Genomic DNA, 19,419 nt, shown 5'->3' with positions numbered 1-19,419 from the left:
GATTATCGACCCTCGGCCCCGACCTTCGAACGAATTGAAACGCTTACGTGCCCCGTGCCGCGCGCGGCATCACGGCTATTGACCGCCGAGCCGCGCGACGAGCGTGTTCGCCGTCTCGCACTCGGTCTTGAAGCTCGCCGCCTTCGATCCCTTGCAGGCGCGCGTGGTGAACCCCTTGAGCATCTGGATTGCCTCCTGCTTGCGCGGCGGATCCAGGGTCGCGTAGGTGCTCCCGAGACTCCAGAGAATCTGCACCGACTCGGGACCATCCGTGGGCGCCACCGCCTTGGCGGCCTCGAGCTCGGACACCATCTCCGCCGTGGACCCCCGGTCCTGGTAGACCGACGCGAGCAGGCTGTGGACGCCGAAGAGGTACTTGTCCCCCGGCTTCGCGAACGACTTCGCCTCCTTCAGCACCTGCTCGGCCTCCTTCGTGTACCCGAGACGGGTGTACAGGTCGGCGAGCGCCGCGTAGTAGCGGATTTCGTTCGGATTGTGCTCGATCGCCTTGGTGAGGTTCTCGAGCGCCTTCTGCTCGTCGTCCGTCCAGAGGTAAACGTTCCCGAGCTGGGAGTAGCAATCCGCGAAGTTGGGGTCGTTCTCGATACACTTCTGGTACGGCTCTTTGGCCTCTTCGTACGAGATCGTCTTTTTCTTCGCTTGCTGCTCGAGCGCCCACCCCCGTTCGAACCAGTAGTTGGCGAACTTCGGGGCGATCTGCGTGGCGCGAGCCAGCGTCGATGCGACCTTGTCCCACGACTCCGACTTCTTGTGTGCCATCGCCAGCTTGAAGAAGATGCGGTGGTTGTTCGGGTCGAGCTTGGTCGCCTGCTCGTACTTGTTGGCCGCACCGTCGGGGTTGACGGCGACCTCCTTGTCGGCCTGATTCGCCAGGATGACGGCCTCCTGGCGGTGTCGGCTGCAGCCCAGGCCTGCCGCGCTCGCCGCGACCAGGCCAACCATCAAGAATGCCCCAAGCTTCATCTCGCTCACCTTTCGAATGGCCCCGGCATCGCCGGCCTCTGAGTGACCTGGGCGTCGCGTCGCCCCTCTTCAAAACGTCCCGGAGTCGGCTGCACCGCTCCTTCAGCGTCCCGGAGCCGGCTGCGCCGCTCCGTCCCCAATCCCGGAGCCGGCTGCGCCGCTCCTTCCAGCGTCCCGGAGTCGGCTGCGCCGCTCCGTCCCCAATCCCGGAGCCGGCTGCGCCGCTCCGTCCCCAATCCCGGAGCCGGCTGCGCCGCTCCGTCCCCAATCCCGGAGTCGGCTGCGCCGCTCCTTCCAGCGTCCCGGAGACGGCTGCGCCGCTCCGTCAGCAATCTAGGAGACGGGCTGCCCCGCTCCGTGTGGCACCGTCACAAGCGTCCCGAGGTGGCGCGCGTTGAACCTCGCGCGGCGACGCGAGAATAGGCGGAGGCAACCGCGGAAGTCCAGGGCTTCAAACCCCGCGCATGCGCCTCGCTGCAGCGCCTTCACGCGGGGCCCCCGCCCTACCCCGCGCGGCGGACGCCGAGCTGGCCACCCCACAGCGCTCGCCGCAGACCCCCGGCCGCGCCTGGCGCCGGCCGCATCCAGCGCTGAAACGGAAAACGCCCCGCACTTCGCGTGCGGGGCGTTCGCTCGAACCGAGCGGTGAGGCGGGCTCAGCCGCCGGGGCTGAGCATGATCGGGTAGACGACGGTGACGATACCGCCCTCGGGCTGCGGGAACGACAGGCCGTAGAACGCCCGAACGACGCAGGAAACCACGCCGTTATCGGGCAGATCCGAACCGCCGTTACCCACGTTGGAGACCGCGCCGTCGCGCCCGATGACGAAGCGCACCGCGACACGTCCCTGGAGATTCGGGTTGTTCCTGAGCCCGTTCTCGTAGCAGAGCCGGAATCGACCGAAGTTCTGGCGGACGATACGCTGGATGACCTCGGGGGGCAGACGGCCGCTCACGCTGGTAGCACCCATGCGCACCTGCGGCGGCTTGGTGCGATGCGACCCTCCGAGGCGGCCATGGCCGGAGCCGAAGCCCTGGCCGGTGCCGGTGCCGGCGCCGTGCCCGATGGTGCCGATCGAGCCGAGGCCGATGCCCTCGCCGCGCCCGCCGCCGCCCTCGCCGATGCCGGAGAGGCCGAGGCCGCCAGCGCCGAACGAGTCGCCGATCTGATCGCCCCACATGTTGCCGCGGGCGCTCAGCGGATCGTTCCCGAGCGAATCGTCGCGTCCCCACGGCGCGGTCGGCGCGTTCGGATCGCCGCCGGCGCCGGCGTTCAGCAGCCCGATCATGCCGAACTCCGCGGCGTCGCGGAGCGCGGCCTGGCGGGCGATGTGCGGATCCGGGTTGTCGGCGGGCCCCTGGACGCCGTAGCGGTTGCCGGTGGCCTTGGTGTTCGGGTTACCCATCGAACCCTCTTCACCCTTGGCGCGGGTACCGGTGCCGCCCTCCTTGTTGTCCGCCGCGTTGTCGGCGATCTGCTCGGTCTCCTTCTCCTCCATCTCCTTCTCGGCGGCCGCCGCGAGGTACTGCTGGATGAGGAACTGCTGGTCAGCGGAGATCCCGTCCTCGCCCGTATCGCCGAGGGGCGGCATGAAGAAGGCCATCGCCGCGAGCAGCCCGAGGTGAACCGCCATCGAGAGGCCCGTGTACAGCAGGCTCTGCGTGTCCAGCTGGAGGTGGCCGGCCACGACCTTGCCTGCGTTCACGGCGGACACCTGGAAGACGATGCCGTCGAGCTCTACCTTCGCCTTCCCGCCCGACGGAAGCGCCATCTGATAGGCGCCAGAGAGCTCGGAACACGGCTGCGTGAGGCCCTGATCGATCGCCTGCTGCACCGTCATCTTCGGCCTACCCGGGATCTCGATGGTGCCGGTCGCGCGGGGCAGGAGCACCACGGAGACCGAGCCGGAGCGATCCGCGAGGATGATGGGCGCCCGCGTCGTGCCGAGCTTCTCCGAGGGGATGAAGTAGTCGCACTTGAAGTTCTTCCCCGCCTCCTCACCGACGTAGAAGGAGCGCGGCGGCGTGAGGTGCTCGACGTGGAGCACCGCAGCATCCCACAGAATCATGACCTCGACCGAGGCCGCCGGGACCTCGGTTTCGTCGCTCGGCACGTCCGGCCCGTTCTTCACGAGCGTGTACGTGTAGGAGCCCTCGGGCGCGTCCGGGGGCACCTCGTCGACGGCCGGCGCCGACTGCGCGAACGGGTTGTTGTAGGAGAACGGGTCCGCGCCGCCCGCGGAGGCCGCGGCGAACGGGTTCCCAGGCGGCGCGGCCGCGAACGGATTCCCGGGCGCCGCAGCGCCGAACGGGTTCCCACCAGGCGCCGCCGCAAACGGGTTGGCGGGAACCGGCTTCGCAGGTCCCGCGGCCGCGGCGACCGCCACCGGCTCCGCGCGCTCCAGCATGATCTTCGTGCCGCCGATCTGGAGCTGATCGCCTGGGCTGATCTTGCACTTGTTGACGCGCGCCCCGTTCACCATCGTGCCCGGCTCGTTGCCGAGATCGATGAGCGTGATGTCCTGCGGGGAGGCGACCTCGATGACCGCGTGCATGCGCGAGGCAAGCTCGTCATCGACACGCAGATGGCTCTTCGCGTCCTTGCCTACCTTGACGATATCCTGGGTGATCGTCTCCCGGCGGACGAGCGCCTCGTTTTGGTAGAGCGCAAATGTGAGAGCGACCCTTTGCTTGCCTTCCATCTCCGCCAGCCTTCCCTATGCGCCGCGCGGCGCACGCCCCCAGCACCGGGGGGTAAATCGATAGGGCAGGTGCCAAACCTGCCCGTCACATCAGAGGTTCTCGACCGACTTGAGCATCTCCGGAACGAACGAGGTGCGGGGCCTGATCAGCGTCGTCCGGACAGGGCCGGGCCGCACACGGATGGTGGCGTCGTTGGGGCCGAACCCACCGGCGTTCAGCGGATCGTCCGAGAACTCGTACCCGTAGCCCTCGTCCTTCTTCCCACCACCAGGAGCCGCTCCCTGCGCGAACGCCGATGAGGCGACCACGCTCGTAAGAACGGCAGCCACGACTCCCGCACCCAATCGGGTCAACCCTCTCATTCCAGCCTCCTCACAATGTTTCGACTCGGTTACAGTGCCATTGTACCGCCTTCCGCGGCGGCCGGTCAACCAGCTTCGCATGCTATCGAGGCGTCGGAGAGCACGACCCACACACGCCTCGACAACCGATTCTACCCAAGGTTCCCAGAGAGCTGCGACGAAGACGAAAAGAGCGAGCCCCCTTCTCCTTGATGCAGCTTCGTGCAGCGAGAGAAGGGGGCTCCAGGTGCCGTTGTCTGTCGCACCGCCACGCGGTCCGCCCCGCCCGTCGAGCTCGCCCGGAATACTACCGTATCCCTCGCTCACCCTCGTTGCGACCCGGACCGATCGGGACGTCCGCTGTGGTGGGGCGCATCTTCGTGCGCGACGGGCTCATCCGCGTCGTTCGGCTCGCTGCGGCGTACCTTGTACGCCTCACTTGCCTGCCTAGCGGCTGAGCCCGTGTCACACGAACCTGCACCCCGCCATCGACAGCGCGCAGGACGAGGCTCCGCTACTGGGCAGGAGCCGGGGCCGGGGTCGTCGCTTCGCCCCCTTCGCCCTCGCTCCCGGCAGCTGCCTCCTGCTCGGCTTCCTTCGTCTTCATGTCGGCCTCGGCCGCCTTCCGCTCGGCCTCGGTCTGCTTGTTGAAGGCGATGATCTGGTCGATCTCGCTCATACGCTCCTTCGACCGCTTCACCGCGTCGGCGAACTCGGTGCTAGCGCCCGCCTTCTGGATGAACTGACCGAACAGCCCCTTCGCCGACATGAGGGCGCCCTCGGCCCCCTTGCCGCCCGACTTCGCCTTGTACTCCTGGGTCAGGATCGCCTCGTTGTAGTAGGTCTCGGCGCGCTCGGGGGCGACCTTCTTGGCGGCTTCGAGCTCAGCGCTGGCGGCGGCCACCATGCTGTCGAAGTTCGCGTCATCGATCTGACCGCGCAGGGCGAGCGCGAGGCCCAGATGAGCGTCGTAGTCGTTCGGACGCATCTTCAGGGCCGCGCGGTACGCCTCGTCCGCCTGCTGGAACCCGCGGAACTGGAGGTTCACCGCCGCGTAGTTCATCTGCGCCTCGTAGAAGGTCGGATCGAGCCTCCTCGCGAGGTTGAACTCCTGCACGGCGCCGTTCAGGTTCGCGAGCTCGACCTGGATCATCCCCGCGGTGTTGTGGATCGGCGCGTAGTTGGGGTTCTTGCGGATGGCCTGGGAGCAGACCAGCGCCGCGAGCTCCAGCGCCTGCGTGTCGACCTTCTTCTGCTTGCTGACGTTGGTCGCGACCGCCTTGCCCGTCTTCCTGCCCGCCTTCTGCTTCGCCGTCTCCAGGTAGTAGATCGCGAGCTGGTTGAACGCGGGCATGAAGGCGTCATCGACGGCCAGCGCGCTCTGGATGTACCGCTTCGCGCGCTGGAAGTCGTTGGGGCCATCGTTGTCCGCGACCTGGTTGCCGCGCTTCATGTACAGGAGCGCGAGGTGCACGAGCGCCTCGACGTTCTTGTACTGAGCATCGACGACGGCGGCCTGGCGCATCTCGCTGATCGCCGCGTCGAGGTTCCTCTCGCCCGACTCCGCCAGGTTGTAGAGCGCCACCTGGACCCGCGCGGGGTGGAACTTCGGGTTCTTCTGAAGCGCTTGCGTGAAGTGCTTCTTCGCCTCCGAGTCCTTCTTGCAACGCTGGTACGCGAGCCCCGCGTTGTAGATGGCCTCGGCGAACGTCGTGTCCCCTTGCTCGTCCGCCGCGTCCAGGAACAGCTGGGCCGTCGAGCTGCAAGTCGCCTCGGACCAGTCCCCAGCCTTGTCGTGCTGGACCATGGAGTCCATGGCGGTCTTGAACTTGTTGGCCGCCTCGACCGACACGGCTTGACCCTTGCTGTCCGTGATCGTCTTGCCCGTCGTCGGGTCCTTCGCCCCGTGAGCCGTACCGCCGGTGCTGCCGCCGCCACAACCCGTCGCGGCCAGAAGGAGCACCGCAACCGCTGCCAATGAGGTGATGCTTCTCATGTTTCGCTCCATCACTTCCTGGGTCGGGTCGTGGCCCGATCGAGCGCCGAGCCTTCCTTGGACGCGCCAGCCGCCGCCGGCGCCGCCTTCTTGTCCTCGCCCGCCTTCTTGTCCTCGCCCTCTTCCTTGTCCTTGCTCGCAGCCGGCTTGTCGGTCGCGGTCAGCGCTTCTCGGAAGGCGGTCCCGTCGAGGTTCAGCGGCGCAGGGCGTTCGCTCATGCCGGAGTTGACCCGCGACGGCGAGCCACGGAATTCGTCGATGAGGTGGTACTCGGCGCCGTAGTTCTTCGACAGCCACACCTCGCAGGTACGGGAGTAGTCGTCGAAGTACTGGTACTTCACGGACAGGTCGAGGCAGGTCTTGAACGCGCCCTTCGCCATCTGCTTCTGCGGCTCGCTCGCCTCGTCGAGGCGTGAGTAGTACTCACCCCGGATCTCGTCGTACGAGACGTCGGTGCCCGGGACCATGCCGTGCCCCTTCCATTCCTTCGGGATGGGCGCGGCCCGGAACTCGGCGACGAACTTGCCCCACATCTGACCGACGCGCGCGCCGGCCGCGATGACCCACTTCGGCGGAGGCGTCGGCTCCAGCTTGAGGATCTTCTGGTACTCGACGTCGGCCGCCTCGATCGCCGGGCGCTTCTTCTTCACCCAGTCGGCGACCTTGGTGTTGATGTGCTTGAGGACGTCCTCGCGGTTCCCGGAGCCCTTGTACTCGGGGAACTTGATCTTATCGACGTCCTTCCGCTTCTGCTCGGCGAAGTGGAAGTAGGCCTCGCCGACCGCGGTCAGCACCTTGCCGAGCCGGCGCAGCTTCTCCGGCTCCTCGCCGCCGATCGCGTCGAGCTTCTTGAGCGCGGCCGCAGGGTCCTTCCAGTAGCCGCGGACCTTGTTGTACTCGCCGTTCGCCGGGGTCACGCTCTTCGTCTGCAACAGGACGCGCGCGTACATCGCGTGCGCCTGCACCTGGACGTCGAACGTCGCGTTGCGATCGATCTGCGGCATCGCCGTCGACAGCCGCCGGCGCGCCTGATCCCAGTCCTCGCGATCGATGTAGTGCGCGCCGATCGCGAACGCGATCTGCGCCGTCTGCGCCGGCTTCGCCTTGCCGTAGTTCTTGTTGAAGAGGTCGGCGTCCTTGATCGCCTGGTCCTCCTGACCGAGGCCGAGCCGCAGCACGACCGCGTCCTGGAGCGCCTCGGCGGCCTTCTCCCCCTTCGGGTTCTCGCGGGCGTAGCGCTCGTACCAGTTCGCCGCCTCGTCGTAGACCGCGATCGCCTGGTAGTTGCCGCCGATCTCGTAGATCGACGTCTTCGCCAGCTCGGTGTTGTGGAGGTTGTACCGCGGATCGAGCAGGATCTTGCGGGCCGAGATCGACTTGGCGATGAGGCGGGCGGCCTGGAACGCCTTCGCGGCGTTGTAGAGGACCTCCTCGCTCTTCTCGCACGCGGGCTGCTTCGCCTCGCAGGCGGCCTCGCCGTACTTCTTCCACATGTCCATGTAGGCGACGGCGGCCTTCTCATAGTTCTTGAGGGCCTCGACGCCACCGGCCGCGTCAGCAGCCTCGACGAGCTTCTGCGCGCGCAGGCGCTCGATGTCGCGCTGGATGCGGATCAGGATGCCGCACTGCTCGGCGTTCTCCTTCTCCTTGCCGCCCTTGCAGTAGAGATCGATGAACTTGGGCACATCCGCGGCCATGTCGTCGTAACAAGACGGACGCGGCGGGTCCATGTTCGCGCCGAGGACGTTGAGCGACTCGAGGTAGAGCTGCGACGCGTAGATGCCGACTTCCTTGTCGGCGTGGTTCAGCGCCACGTCGCGGAACGCGAGCGCGGCCTCCTCCCAGTGCTGCGCCTCGAAGTACGTGCGGCCGCGCGCGTACTTCACCTCGACGTACTGCTCCTGGGCTTCCTTGTCGTTCGCCGCGGGCTTGATGTAGCAGACGTACCGGTTGAAGGCGGTGATCATGCCCTTCTGGCTGTCACTGAAGTCCTTCGGCTGGAACTTCGCCTTCTCCGCCTTCTTGTCGCCCTTCTTGCTCGTCCCCCCGTCGGGGAGGTTGCCGGACCCCTTCTTGTCGGAGCCGTCCTTGTGGGTCTCGGTGTAGATGTTCTGGTAGCAGAGCACCGAGGCGTACGCGGCCTCAGCCGCCTGCGGGCCGTTCGGATCCTCGGCCACGACCGAGTCGAACGCGGGACCGCACTTGGCCCAGTCCTTCTGGAAGTACAGAAGGTCGGCCATCGCGTACTTGATCTTGAAGATGTTCGGCCAGTCCTCCTTCAGGATGCGGGGGAACTCGAACTTGGCGAACTGCTCCTGCTTGAAGTTGTTGACGACCTTGTCGTAGAGCTGCGCGGCGAGCTGCATCGTCTTCTTGTCGCCGGTGCCGCGCACGCCGCCCGAGCCCACCGCCTCGAGGTGCCAGGCCATCGCCGTCTCGGTCAGCAGACCGGCGGTGATGTTCGAGCACTTCAGCTTGGCGTCCGCCGGGTGCCCCTCGCCCTGGAACTTGTTGTGGACGTCGAGCTGGCGCCCGAGCTCGCCGATGATCTGGTCCTTGTTGCCAGACTTCATGGCGAGCGTCGCCTCCGCGATGTGCCCCTGGTAGACGCAGTACCTCGGGCCCCGATCGCGGGTCATCAGGTCGGTGTAGAGCTCGATGCCCTCCTTGTAGTGACCGGTGTCGAGGTAGTTCTGCCCGAGGTCGTCCATCATCTTGAACGTCTTCTCGGAGCTGCCGCTCGCGTCGCCGCTGAGCGGACGGAGGAAGTCGTGCGACTTGCGCGGGTCGCCCGCGAGCGCGTAGACAGGGATGATGTCGCGCCGCGCCGAGATCGCGAGCTGCGCCGCGTTCGGCATCTGCTGGAACTGCTGCCCGTACTCGATCGTCTTCTTGAACTCGCTGATGGCGCGGGCGAAGTCGCCCTTGTTCCAGTAGACGTACCCGAGCTTGTAGTGGGCGTAGCCCCAGACCTTGTTCTCGGGCGGCGGGTACTGGGTGACCTTGACGTACGACTGCTCCGCCAGGTCCCACTTGGACGGGTCGCCCTGCGCCTCGTTGAAGAAGAGCTCACCGAAGGCGAGGTACGCGTTCGGGATGTACTTCGAGTTCGGCCAGTTCTTGATGAGCTCGAAGTAGACCTTGCGAGCGTCCTCGAGCTGCTGGGCCTGCTCGTACTCATAGGCGAGGTAGTAGAGGACCTCGTCCGTGCAGCCCGTGCTCTTCGCGGGGTCGGCCGCGTTGGTGCTCTGGCAGTACTTCGGATACTGCGTCTTCAGGTCCGTGTAGTACTTGATCGCCTGCTTACGCGCGAGGACGAGGATCTTGTCGGCCTTGGCGATCTCGGCCCGGAGCCCGGCGACCGCCTTCGGGTTCTTCCGCTTGGCCTCGTCCGCCTTGATCTGCCCCTCGGTCTTGTCGCGGAACGCCGCCGACTCGAGCTCGACGTAGCCCTCGGCGAGGCGCCGCATCAGCTTCGGCCGGTCCGGCGCGTTCTTCGGCGTCGAGGAATACAGGCCCTCGAGCCCCTGGATCTCCGTCACGAGCAGGCTCCTCACCTTCGGGGCGAGGCGATTGCGCCGCTCGTCGCGCTGCGCCGAGGCCTGTGACGCGGTCGGATTGGCCGGCTTCGTCAAGTCCTCGCGCTTCTTCAGCTGGATCCCCTGCGGGGCTGACTTGAAGCTGACCTGCGGCTTTTTGCCCGCCGACACCTGGAGCTTGCCGCCCGGACAGGCGGCGATCGCATCCTTCGCCGGCTGCGTGATGCACGCGTCGGCCGCCGACGCGGGGCTCGTTGTGACCGCGCACGCCGCCACGGCCAACGTACCCGCCGCCGCGCGGAGCGCATGCAGTACACCGAACTTCGACTGCTTCATCTCCATCTCCGTCCCTCCGCCACGGACCCCCGTGAGGAAGCGCTGCCTGCCCCGCGACCTCTGGCCGCGGGGCCAACCATGATGAAATCGCTCACTTGCTGCACTTCGACGTCACGACCTGCCGGTAGAAGCCGAGCTCGTCGCGCCAGTATTCGCCGTCGAACGGCCAGAGCACGTGCTCGTCGTCGGGCTTGACGACGCCGTACGTGAGCGCGTCCTCCTTCGACAGCTGGCCGCTGACGACCTGCTGATCGAGCTTGTTCCTCTCGGCCGCGGTGATGTCGATGAGGATCTTCGACGAGTCGCGGAGGTGCTCGTTGAGCTCGTCGAGGTTGCGCTGGTAGCGCTCCCGGCCGAGCGTGCCGGCGTTCCGGATCGCGAGGCTCCTCGCGAACTCGAGCGCGTCGGTCACGTCGCTGCCAACCGGAGAGTTGCGGAAGTTGGCGGGCGCCTTCTTGAACCGATCCCCCTCCTCATCGAGGATGCGCACGTACTCCATGTTGCGGCGGAGCTGGCGGTCGGAGAGCGCGTTCTCGACGATCGGCCGGACCCTCGGCGGGATGTCGCCCTTGCCGGCGCCCACGTCCTTCAGGAACTGGAAGAAGCGCTCCTCGTTCCCCTCCCCCTGGTACCGCACCAGGATCGACTCGAGGTCCTTCTTGATCGGCTCGTACTTCTTCTTCATCTTCGCGACGATCGTGGTCGCGTCGCCGTACTGGCAGATCGTGAACGAGACGACGGCCTTCAGGATGTCGGCCTCGGGATAGAACGAGTTCGGGAAGTAGGGCGACTCGATCGTGTGGATGTTGCCGAGCGCCTGCGGGTACAGCCCGGCCATGAAGTACGCCCAGGACTGCTCGAAGAGGCTGTCCAGCCAGTACTCGCTCGCGACGTCGACGCGGTTCCAGTACTTGACGGCGGCCGAGAGCTTCGCGGCGTCGATCGTCGGAACGTTGTTGTCGTCGAGGCGGACGGAGGCCGAGTAGTAGGTGCGCGCCATCGAGAGGAACGCGAGGTCGCGCATGCGCGCCTCGTCCTCGAGGCCCTCGACGCCCTCGTCGATCGCCTGGACGATGCGCTGGAACGACTTGACAGCCGGCACCGACTTGCGCAGCTGCACGTACGAGATGCCGCTGAAGAACTGGGCCTGGACGTAGTACTTGCTGTTCGGGTCGACCTTGGCGAAGAGGCTGATGGCCTCCTCGTAGTTCCGGTTCCGGTACTTGTAGCGGCCGAGCAGGTAGTTGAGCTGCCAGTAGAGGTCGCGCTGCTGGGGGTTGTTGAACCGCGCGATCTGCTCGGTCTTGTACTTGCCGACGCGCTCGATGATGTCCGCCGGCTCCGGGAGCTGCGTCGCGAGCTTGGACAGCCAGAGCAGCGTCTCGTTGAACTTGAGGTGGTTCGGCTTGTCCGCGATCTGCGAGAAGATCGCATAGCTCGCCTGGTAGAACTGCAGGCGGTAGAGCGCGATCGCGAGGTGGTACTGGGCGATCTGCTTGTTGCCATCGTCATCGCCGGTGTCGCCGTCGACGACGCGCTTCAGCTGCCGCGCGGCGTCGCTCCACCGCTCGCTGTCGAAGAGCCGCTTGCCCTGCGCCGCCTCCTCCGTCATCTGGCCCGCGGTCACGGGGCCCGCATCCTCGTCGGCGCTGACCTCTTTGCTGGGCTTCTTCTCGCCCTTGGCGTCCGCCTTTTCAGCCGCGACGGGCTTACCTTTGCCGGGCTGCGCATGCCCCACGGCGGGGGATAGCAACAGGGCAGAAGCTACAAGGCAGATACTCGCCACCCGGTTCCGCATCGTCGTTCCTCGCTTTCGGCGACGTAAAGATCGTGGCCCCTTCGCCCCGTTCGCGGCTCCACACACGGAGAACGCGCGCCGTAGACCCCCGAGGCAGCTCGGTCAGGAACCAAAAAGTTCAATGAGAATCAACGGATACTTGCGTGTGGCGGGGGATGGTAGGATTGTGGCGCGCAGCTTGTCAAGCGATGCCGGGCGAGGGGCCCCCTCTTGCATTCCCGTCCTGAGACACCGGGCGCCGGGTCGGCCTTGGGGTTGCGCACTGCGTAGGAGTCGACGGTGGAATTATCGAACGGAGGCGCGCTCGCTTCCTTAAGTGCGATCGTCGCGCCTTCGCCGCACTGTTGCCGCCCAGGCGGCAGCCTGACCGTCCGCTGCCAAGGGACCAGCGCGCTCAGGGTCGAACGCCTCGCACCGGCGGCGCCCGCCCACCTCGGCGACGTGGACGGGCGCGCCCCATCCGGCTGTTGACGCTCGAGGCGCGCTTCGTCTAGGGTCCAACCGCTGACGTTGTGCCTTTGAGCACCTCGACTTGAGCGTTTTCTTGCCTCCCGTCCGCGCGCCTCTGCCGAAGCGGTGGCGCGCACCGCCGCCGAAGGAGCACGTTCTGATGACCCGTTCCATTCTGTCCGGCCTGCTCGGCCTGCTCAGCGTCGTCGCAATGGCGAGCCTGCCCTCCGCGTGCGAGAGCGGCGGCGTCGGCGACCCGTGTCTTCCTGAAGATGAGTACGATTCGCAGTTCGCTGGCTTCAAGGTGACGGAAGAGAACATCGAATCGCGATCCTTCCAGTGCCAGACGCGGATCTGCCTGGTGAACCACTTCCAGGGGCGCGTGAGCTGCCCGCTCGGCCAGGAGGCGCCCGCGACGTGCATACCCGGGCAGGGAGGGTGCACCACTTGCGAGGAGTCGGGGACGTACGCGCCCGACTGCGAACCGTCGAGGCCGGATGGTGGCGCGAGCCAGTGCCTCAGCCGCATGTGCGACGCAGCGGGCGCCTTCTGTCGCTGCGGCGTCGACGCGGACTGCCCCGGCAGCGGCTGGAAGTGCGACGAGGGCGTCTGCAAGCTCTACCTCTGCCGCGACGGCTTCACCGGCTGCCAGGACCCGACCAAGTCGGCGGCAGAGAACGAGGGCAAAGCCTGCTGCGTGCCGGGGACCGACGACCAGGTCGCGTCGCCCGTGTGCGGCCAGTGCGCCGCCAACTCGAACCGGAACGCGCAGCAGGCGGTGTACTGCTCGTGCCGGTGCGGCGTTGCCGACGGCGAGCCGGACGACCCGAATTTCAACTTCTGCGAGTGCCCGCAGGGCTTCACCTGCTCGGAGATCCGGCCGAACGTCGGCCTCGGGGACCCGAACATCACCGGCAAGTACTGCATCAAGCAGAACACGGGGTTCGAGAACGAGGGGGCCTGCGGCGACGTGCAGGGCCGCGCCAACTCGGACCAGTGCGAAGGCTTCTAGGCGTCGGGTGACCGGCCGTCGCGGTTCGCGAAGCCCTCGCCCGACGACGGCCGATCTGGCCGGCACCTCCCTCTCCCTCCCTCCCAGCGACGATTCGGGCTCACACGACGGCCGGCCGCCCGGGCGCACCGCAACGCGCAGCGCACCGGCGGCTTCGGCGACGAGCCGGGCCGCGCTCGGGCCCGCTGGCGCTCCGGCAGCCGACGCGCGGCGAGCGCTCGGTGCGCGCGCGGAGGACGCGGTGGTCGCTCACCTCGCCGCGCAGGGCGTGGAGATCGTCGCGCGCAACGCGCGGGTCGGGCGGCTGGAGATCGACGTGATCGCGCGCGACGGCCCCGTCATCGTGATCATCGAGGTGCGGACGCGCGGCGCCGGCTCATACGTCCGCGCGCTCGACAGCATCGACGCGAGCAAGCGCGCCCGCGTGCGGCGAGCGGGCGAGCGGCTCTGGCGCGCCACGTTCTCGCGCGTGCGCGGCGTGGAGCGGATGCGCTTCGACGCCGCGTCCGTGACGTTCCTCCCGAGCGGAGAAGCGAGCGTCGAGATCATCAAAGCCGCCTTCTAGCGCGGTGACGGTAGGGCCGGAGGGATCCAGTCGAGGCCGTGCGGGGGCGCGGCCTGATGTTTCCTTATTTTTGGCTTGATTTCGGGCTGGATTCGGATGGCGCGTGCGTCGATCGACCGCGCGCGGGCTCGATCACGCGTCGAGCTGCTCCTGCATCTCGCTGCGGAGGCGCTTCAGCTGGGAGAGACCCTCGGGATCGATCTCCATCGTCCCCTTCTGGGCGTGCGCCCCCGCCTCGAGCTTCTCGAGGATCGCATCCATCTTGGCGATCTTGCCCTGCTGGCGCGCCCTCAGGTCCTCGACCATCTTCTCGAACGCCTCGAAGAAGTGCTGGAGCTCGTCGCCCTTCCGGAGCTTCTCGCGCACGATCAGCTTGCCCTCGCCGACCTGACGGAGCAGCCGCTTCATCTTGAAGATCGGCCCGGCGATCTTGTGCGTGAAGACGATGCCCGCGACGCCGACGCCGAGGACGAGCAACGACAGGAGCGCGACGATGAGGCGGAGCAGCATCTGCTGGTTGTTCGCGACGTCGGCGGCCTGCCGCTCGAGCGCCTCCGCCCGCTGCTGCAGCGTGGCAGCGTCGCGCTCGAGCCGCGACTGCTCGTCCTTGAGCTTGCTCTCGTCGCGCTGCGCCGCCTCGCCGAACGTCTTCGCGAGCTCGGGGTCGTCCTTGTACTCCTTCGCGATGTTCATCGCGACGACCTCGCTGACCCGACGGCTCTGGACGAGCACCTCCTGGCCGCGCTTGACGGTCTCCTGACCCTGACGGACGGTCTCCTGCCCCTGCTGCACGGCGCTGCGGCTCTGCTCGATGATCTTCGAGCTCGCGTTCCAGAGGAGGATCCCGAGCGCCACGGAGAGCGCAAGGCTGATCCCCACGAGGAACCCCGTGTATTTCAGCTGGAAGTTCTGGTCGAGCAGGTAGTTCCGCGCGCTCCGCTGGTAGCGCGCTCTGACCTCCGGCGCGGAGGTCTGCGGGGCCGTGCTGGAAGCGTCGCTCATGGGATCCTCGAAGCTGGCTGGGGATGACAAGGGTCGTGATGCACTGGAAAAGCCAATATCGAGCAGCGAAGGTGCGTCACAGCGAGGCGACGACCTTGTGGAAGGTCTCGACCGCGTTCTCGACGCACATCTTCATCAGGATGTTCTCGCTCTGGACGTCTTTCTTCGGGGTGCCGCTCTGCGTGAGCTTCGGCGCGAACTCACCCTGGAGCGACTTGGACGGATAGGTCCACATGCTGACGCGGACCACCTGGGTGAGGTTGCCGCCCTGGTACACGGCGGGCTCGACCGTGGCGAGGAGATAGAAGCCCTTCAGCTTCTTGCCGTTCAGAATCTTCTTGCCTTGCGCCACCGTCTCGCCCTTGGGGGCGACCGCATAGCCGGCCTTCGCGAGGATCTTCGACTGTATCGCGGCGCGCACGAGCGGCTCGATCTCGGACTCGGGGCGGCCGCTCTTGTTCGTGATCTCGATGGCCACGTAGTACTTCGTGTCCGCGCCCGGAGGCGGCGGCGCCGCCGAGCCGCCGCCACCGCCGCCGCCGCCAGCGGACAGCGCCGCGATCGACTTCTGCATCTGCGACTTGACGGCCGGCGTCTGCTCGCGGCCCTCGGCGCGCTCCAGGCACGCGAGCCCCGCGGTCTTGCCGAGCTTGCCGAGCGCCGCGGCCGCCGCGACCTTGACGGACGCGTTGCTGTCCGTGAGCGCGTCGCAGAGCGGCCTCGTGGCGGCGTCGTCTCCCGACGCGCCGAGCGCGAGCGCCGCTTGCGTGCGGACGCGATAGTCCTCGTTGGTCCTGAGCTGGTCGGCGAGGTAGCTCGTGCGCTGATCCGCGTAAAGCCTCGTGGGTATCAGCGAGAGTACAAGCGTCACAACCAGCAACACGAGCACTGAAAAGGGCCGACGCATTCCACGTCCGACGATACACGAGCGCATCGCCGCCGTGGCGATCGGATCAGCGGGTCTACACCCGAAAATTGGTGCGCACACGCTCGCACTTTTGCCTTGCATTCGCTCGCTCCTCGCTGCGACCAGACTGGACGGTTTGACGCGGCCTGCCCGCGGCGCTTCAACGCGTGAACCATGTTGGGCTCACGGCGAACACGGCTTCACCATCCGCTTATCTACCCACCCGCTGCCGCCATCGATCCGACGCGCTTCCGCGAGCTCGCGTGCACGTCCGCTCACGTCCGCTTACGTCCGCACTCGCCGCTTGCTCGCTCGCTCGCGCCGGGCGAGCGCGAGCTCGGCACGGCTTCGGATCGGCTTCCCCTTGCCCGTGCCGCGTCGGCGTGACGGATAATGCGCGACCATGACGAGGAGCTCGCCGGAGGCCTTCGGGAGATGCGCGGACTGAGACGATGCCTGCCGTGGGCGCTCCTCGCGGCCACGGCGCTCGCGGCGGCGCCCGCGGCGCACGCGCAGACGCAAGGTGCGCCGCTCCGCATCCATGTGCGCGGAAGCGCGCAGATCGAGGCGGTCGCATGGACCGAGCCCGACGGGTTCGTCGTGCGCGGAAGCGTGGTCGACGACGCGCGGAGCGCGATCGCGGAGGCGCCGCTCTCCATCGATGCCCTCACGACCGCCGGCGCCCCCGCGGTCCTGCCGGCGGTCGACGGGTGCGCGGCCGACGGCGCGGCGCGCGCCCGCGAGCCCCGCCCCTCGCAAGGCGGCTACGTGATCGCGACAGACGAGCGCGGCGGGTTCTGCCTCCGCGGGCGCGCGCCGCTCGCGGACGCCACGCTGCGCATCCGGTTCGCAGGGGGAAAGCTCTACGACGCGGTCGAGACGACGATCCCGCTCGAGGCGCACGCGGCCCCGCTCGCGCCGGTGATCCTCCGGTTCGATCCGCCGGTCGACGCGGTCGATCTCGATCGCCCGACGGTGAACGTCACCGTGGCGCTCCGGCTCGATCGCAGCGGCGCGCGCGGCGTCGGGAGCGGCGCGCCGTTCGAGCGCGAACGCCTCCTGGTCGTGCTCGAGGACGAGCGCGGCGCGCGGCTCGCGGAGGCGCCGACCGGCGGCGACGGCCGCGCGCGCTTCGAGCTCCCGACCGAGCGCCTCGACGGCGCCGGCCAGGGCGTGCTGCGCGCGCGCTTCGATGGAACCGCCACGCTCGCGAAGGCGAGCGTCAGCCAGAGCGTCGTCCGGTACGCGCAGGTCACGCTCGATCTGTCGCATCCTGTCGAGCCGGCGCGCGCGGAGGACGGCGTGCCGATCGACGTCGAGGTGCGCTCGTCCCGCGGCCCGGTCGAGGGCGGCGTGGTCGAGGCGCTGCGCGCGGGCGAGCCCGTCGGGGCGGCCACCGTGACCGGCGGCAAGGCGCGGGTGATCGCCGCGTTCACCGCCGAGCGAGAGGGGACGGTCCCGATCTCGCTCCGCTACGTGCCCGCGTCTCCGTGGTGGATCCCCGGCGCGGAGCTCGCGATCGACGTGCCCGTCGCGGGCCCAGGGGCGTGGCGGCAGATCGCGCTCGGCGCCGCCGTCCTCGCCATCGCGGGCTGGGTTCTCGGCGGCTGGCGGCGGGCGCCGAAGCGCGCCGCAACAACGCGCGCGGGCGACGAGCGGCCCGTCGCGCCGCCCGGCCGCGCCGGCGTGCGCGTCATGGGACCGCTCGAGGGCGCGACCGGCTGGCGTGGCGCCGTCGCCGACGCGCATGACGGAACGCCCATCGCGCGCGCCGAGCTCGTGATCGTCGTCCCCGCCTTCGACGGCAGCGGCGTCATCGCCCGCGCGCTGACCGACGACGTCGGCGAGTTCTCGATCGAGGCGCCGTACCGGAGCGACGCGAGGCTCGTGGTCCGCGCGCCGATGCACAGCAGCCATGAGCAGGCGCTCCCGTCGCCGAGCAAGCTGGGCATCGCGCTGGTCACGCGGCGCCGCGCCGTCCTCGATCGCCTCGTCCGCTGGGCGCGGCGCCAGGGAGCCCCCTTCGAGGGGCCGCCGGAGCCGACGCCCGGGCACGTGCGCCGGGTGGCGAGCAGGGTTCAGCAGCGCGAGGTCGAGCTCTGGGCGAACCGGATCGAGCACGCCGCCTTCGGTCCCGATCCCGTGGACGAGCGGATCGAGCAGGACCTCGGGGCATCGGAGCCCAAGCCGGGCGCCTCGCCGCTGGCCCCGTGAGCCAGGCGCACGGGGCCCGCGGAGCGCCGGCCCCGTCGCCGCGCCGATCTGCCGTTTCGCTGGCCGGATCGCGCCCCCGCGCGACCGCACGTTGACGTATGGGGTGCGTCCCATATAGTCGGCTCCCTCGCCGGAGAACGCCAACGTGGAAATCGCCCTAATTATCGTCGGCCTCGTCGTGGTGGCGGCGATCGTCTACTTCGTCATGAAGAAGGCGCCGCCACCGGAGATCGCAGCGCCCCCCGAACCGAAGAAGCTCCAGGAGAAGGCGAAGCAGCCCTCCGAGAAGCCGGCGGACAAGCCGACCGAGAAGCCGCGTGCCCCGAAGAAGCCTCCGGCGGAGGAAGCTCCTCCGGCGAAGGCGAAGGAGCCCGCGCCGCAGGAGGAGCCGCCCGCGGCGGCGCCCGCCCCTGTCGAGGCGCCCGTCGCGCCGCCGCCCGCCATCGAGCCGACGGCGACCGCGGTCACGGAGGCGCCCATCGCGCCCGCGATCGAGGCGCCGGCCGTCAAGCCGGCCGCCAGGCCAGCGCGGGAGACCGCGCCTCCGGCCGCGCGCAAGCGCGACATCGAGGGGCTCCGCAAAGGCCTCACGAAGGTGCGGGAGAGCGAGGGGTTCTTCGGCCGGCTGAAGGCGCTGTTCGCCGGCAAGAAGGAGATCGATCCCAACGTCGTCGAGCAGATCGAAGAGGTGCTGCTCACCTCGGACGTCGGCGTGAAGACGACAGAGCTCCTCCTCGACGAAATCCGGTCGGCGCTCAGCAGGAACGAGCTCGCCGACACCGACAAGGTCTGGGACGCGCTGCGCGAGCACGCGAAGCGGATCCTGCGCGTCGGCGCCGGCGGCGGGCTGCCGCTGAAGGCGCAGCCCACCGTGGTGATGGTGGTCGGCGTGAACGGCGTGGGAAAGACGACCACGATCGGCAAGCTCGCGACGCAGCTCAAGGCCGAGGGCCGGACGGTGGTGCTCGCGGCGGGCGACACGTTCCGGGCAGCGGCGGTGCAGCAGCTCAACGTCTGGGGCAAGCGCGTCGGCTGCGAGGTCGTGCGCGGCAAGGACGGCGCGAACCCCGGCGCGGTGATCTTCGACGCGATCCAGAAGGCGAAGGACACCGGCGCCGACGTCGTGCTCGCCGACACGGCCGGCAGGCTGCACACGAAGACGAACCTCATGGAGGAGCTGTCCCGGGTCGCGCGCACCATGAACAAGGCGCTCGAGGGTGCGCCTCACGAGACGCTGCTCGTGCTCGACGCGACGAACGGCCAGAACGCCATGCAGCAGGCCGCGCTCTTCAAGGAGGCGCTGCCGATCACCGGCATCGTGCTGACGAAGCTCGACGGCACCGCCAAGGGCGGCGTCATCCTCGGCATCTGCGCCGAGCATGGGCTGCCCGTCCGGTACGTCGGCATCGGCGAGCGCGCGGAAGACCTCCGCGAGTTCGAGTCCGACGAGTTCGTTGAGGCGATGCTCGGCCGCGCCAGCGGCTCCGAAGACGCGGCCGCCTGACGCGCGGTCCGCGGCGTGAGCGTCGGCGGCGCTCGATCTCTCCTCACCACCCAATCGCGCGGCTCGAC

At 68.4% G+C, this 19,419-nt stretch carries 12 protein-coding genes; 4 read left to right on the top strand and 8 right to left on the bottom strand.

Annotated features, from left to right (window positions below; genetic code table 11):
* Nucleotides 1–75 precede the first annotated feature (75 nt).
* The 6 genes from WME73_RS16485 to WME73_RS16460 form a co-directional block, all read right to left on the bottom strand.
* Complete coding sequence (locus tag WME73_RS16485) at nt 76–984, bottom strand: tetratricopeptide repeat protein (protein ID WP_437552778.1); 909 nt, start codon at nt 982–984, stop codon at nt 76–78.
* 656 nt (nt 985–1,640) lie between these two features.
* On the bottom strand, nt 1,641–3,686 hold the full coding sequence (locus WME73_RS16480) for an AgmX/PglI C-terminal domain-containing protein (RefSeq protein ID WP_437746399.1): 2,046 nt from the start codon (nt 3,684–3,686) through the stop codon (nt 1,641–1,643).
* Between the two features lie 90 nt (nt 3,687–3,776).
* The gene (locus tag WME73_RS16475) at nt 3,777–4,016 is read right to left on the bottom strand and encodes a hypothetical protein (protein WP_157906686.1); all 240 of its coding nucleotides are present in this window, start codon (nt 4,014–4,016) and stop codon (nt 3,777–3,779) included.
* A 526-nt stretch (nt 4,017–4,542) separates the two neighbouring features.
* Nucleotides 4,543–6,024 (bottom strand): tetratricopeptide repeat protein, encoded by a 1,482-nt coding sequence (locus WME73_RS16470; protein ID WP_437746398.1) that lies wholly within the window; start codon nt 6,022–6,024, stop codon nt 4,543–4,545.
* Between the two features lie 11 nt (nt 6,025–6,035).
* A complete protein-coding gene (locus tag WME73_RS16465; RefSeq protein WP_437746397.1) occupies nt 6,036–9,899 on the bottom strand; it encodes a tetratricopeptide repeat protein in 3,864 nt (1,287 codons plus the stop codon).
* Between the two features lie 91 nt (nt 9,900–9,990).
* On the bottom strand, nt 9,991–11,637 hold the full coding sequence (locus WME73_RS16460) for a tetratricopeptide repeat protein (RefSeq protein WP_437746396.1): 1,647 nt from the start codon (nt 11,635–11,637) through the stop codon (nt 9,991–9,993).
* A gap of 670 nt (nt 11,638–12,307) precedes the next feature.
* Between WME73_RS16460 and WME73_RS16455 the strand changes: the two genes are divergently transcribed.
* The gene (locus WME73_RS16455; RefSeq protein WP_437746395.1) at nt 12,308–13,159 is read left to right on the top strand and encodes a hypothetical protein; all 852 of its coding nucleotides are present in this window, start codon (nt 12,308–12,310) and stop codon (nt 13,157–13,159) included.
* Nucleotides 13,160–13,400: 241 nt separating this feature from the next.
* The gene (locus tag WME73_RS16450; RefSeq protein WP_437916305.1) at nt 13,401–13,724 is read left to right on the top strand and encodes a YraN family protein; all 324 of its coding nucleotides are present in this window, start codon (nt 13,401–13,403) and stop codon (nt 13,722–13,724) included.
* Nucleotides 13,725–13,856: 132 nt separating this feature from the next.
* Here the strand turns inward: WME73_RS16450 and WME73_RS16445 are convergent, their stop codons facing one another.
* Both WME73_RS16445 and WME73_RS16440 read right to left on the bottom strand, forming a co-directional pair.
* On the bottom strand, nt 13,857–14,726 hold the full coding sequence (locus WME73_RS16445) for a HAMP domain-containing protein (RefSeq protein ID WP_437916304.1): 870 nt from the start codon (nt 14,724–14,726) through the stop codon (nt 13,857–13,859).
* A gap of 76 nt (nt 14,727–14,802) precedes the next feature.
* Nucleotides 14,803–15,597: a HEAT repeat domain-containing protein gene (locus WME73_RS16440; protein ID WP_437916303.1), complete on the bottom strand. Its 795-nt coding sequence runs from the start codon at nt 15,595–15,597 to the stop codon at nt 14,803–14,805.
* A 471-nt stretch (nt 15,598–16,068) separates the two neighbouring features.
* Here WME73_RS16440 and WME73_RS16435 point away from each other — a divergent pair, with 471 nt between their 5' ends.
* Nucleotides 16,069–17,847: a carboxypeptidase regulatory-like domain-containing protein gene (locus tag WME73_RS16435; protein WP_437916302.1), complete on the top strand. Its 1,779-nt coding sequence runs from the start codon at nt 16,069–16,071 to the stop codon at nt 17,845–17,847.
* A 145-nt stretch (nt 17,848–17,992) separates the two neighbouring features.
* On the top strand, nt 17,993–19,351 hold the full coding sequence (ftsY, locus tag WME73_RS16430; RefSeq protein WP_437746391.1) for a signal recognition particle-docking protein FtsY: 1,359 nt from the start codon (nt 17,993–17,995) through the stop codon (nt 19,349–19,351).
* Nucleotides 19,352–19,419 lie beyond the last annotated feature (68 nt).

The sequence above is a fragment of the Sorangium sp. So ce302 genome, assembly GCF_051530145.1.
Taxonomy (GTDB): Bacteria; Myxococcota_A; Polyangia; order Polyangiales; family Polyangiaceae; genus Sorangium; species Sorangium cellulosum_B.
The sequence above is the reverse complement of the archived record's forward strand: the minus strand, read 5'-3'. Positions and strand labels throughout refer to the sequence as shown.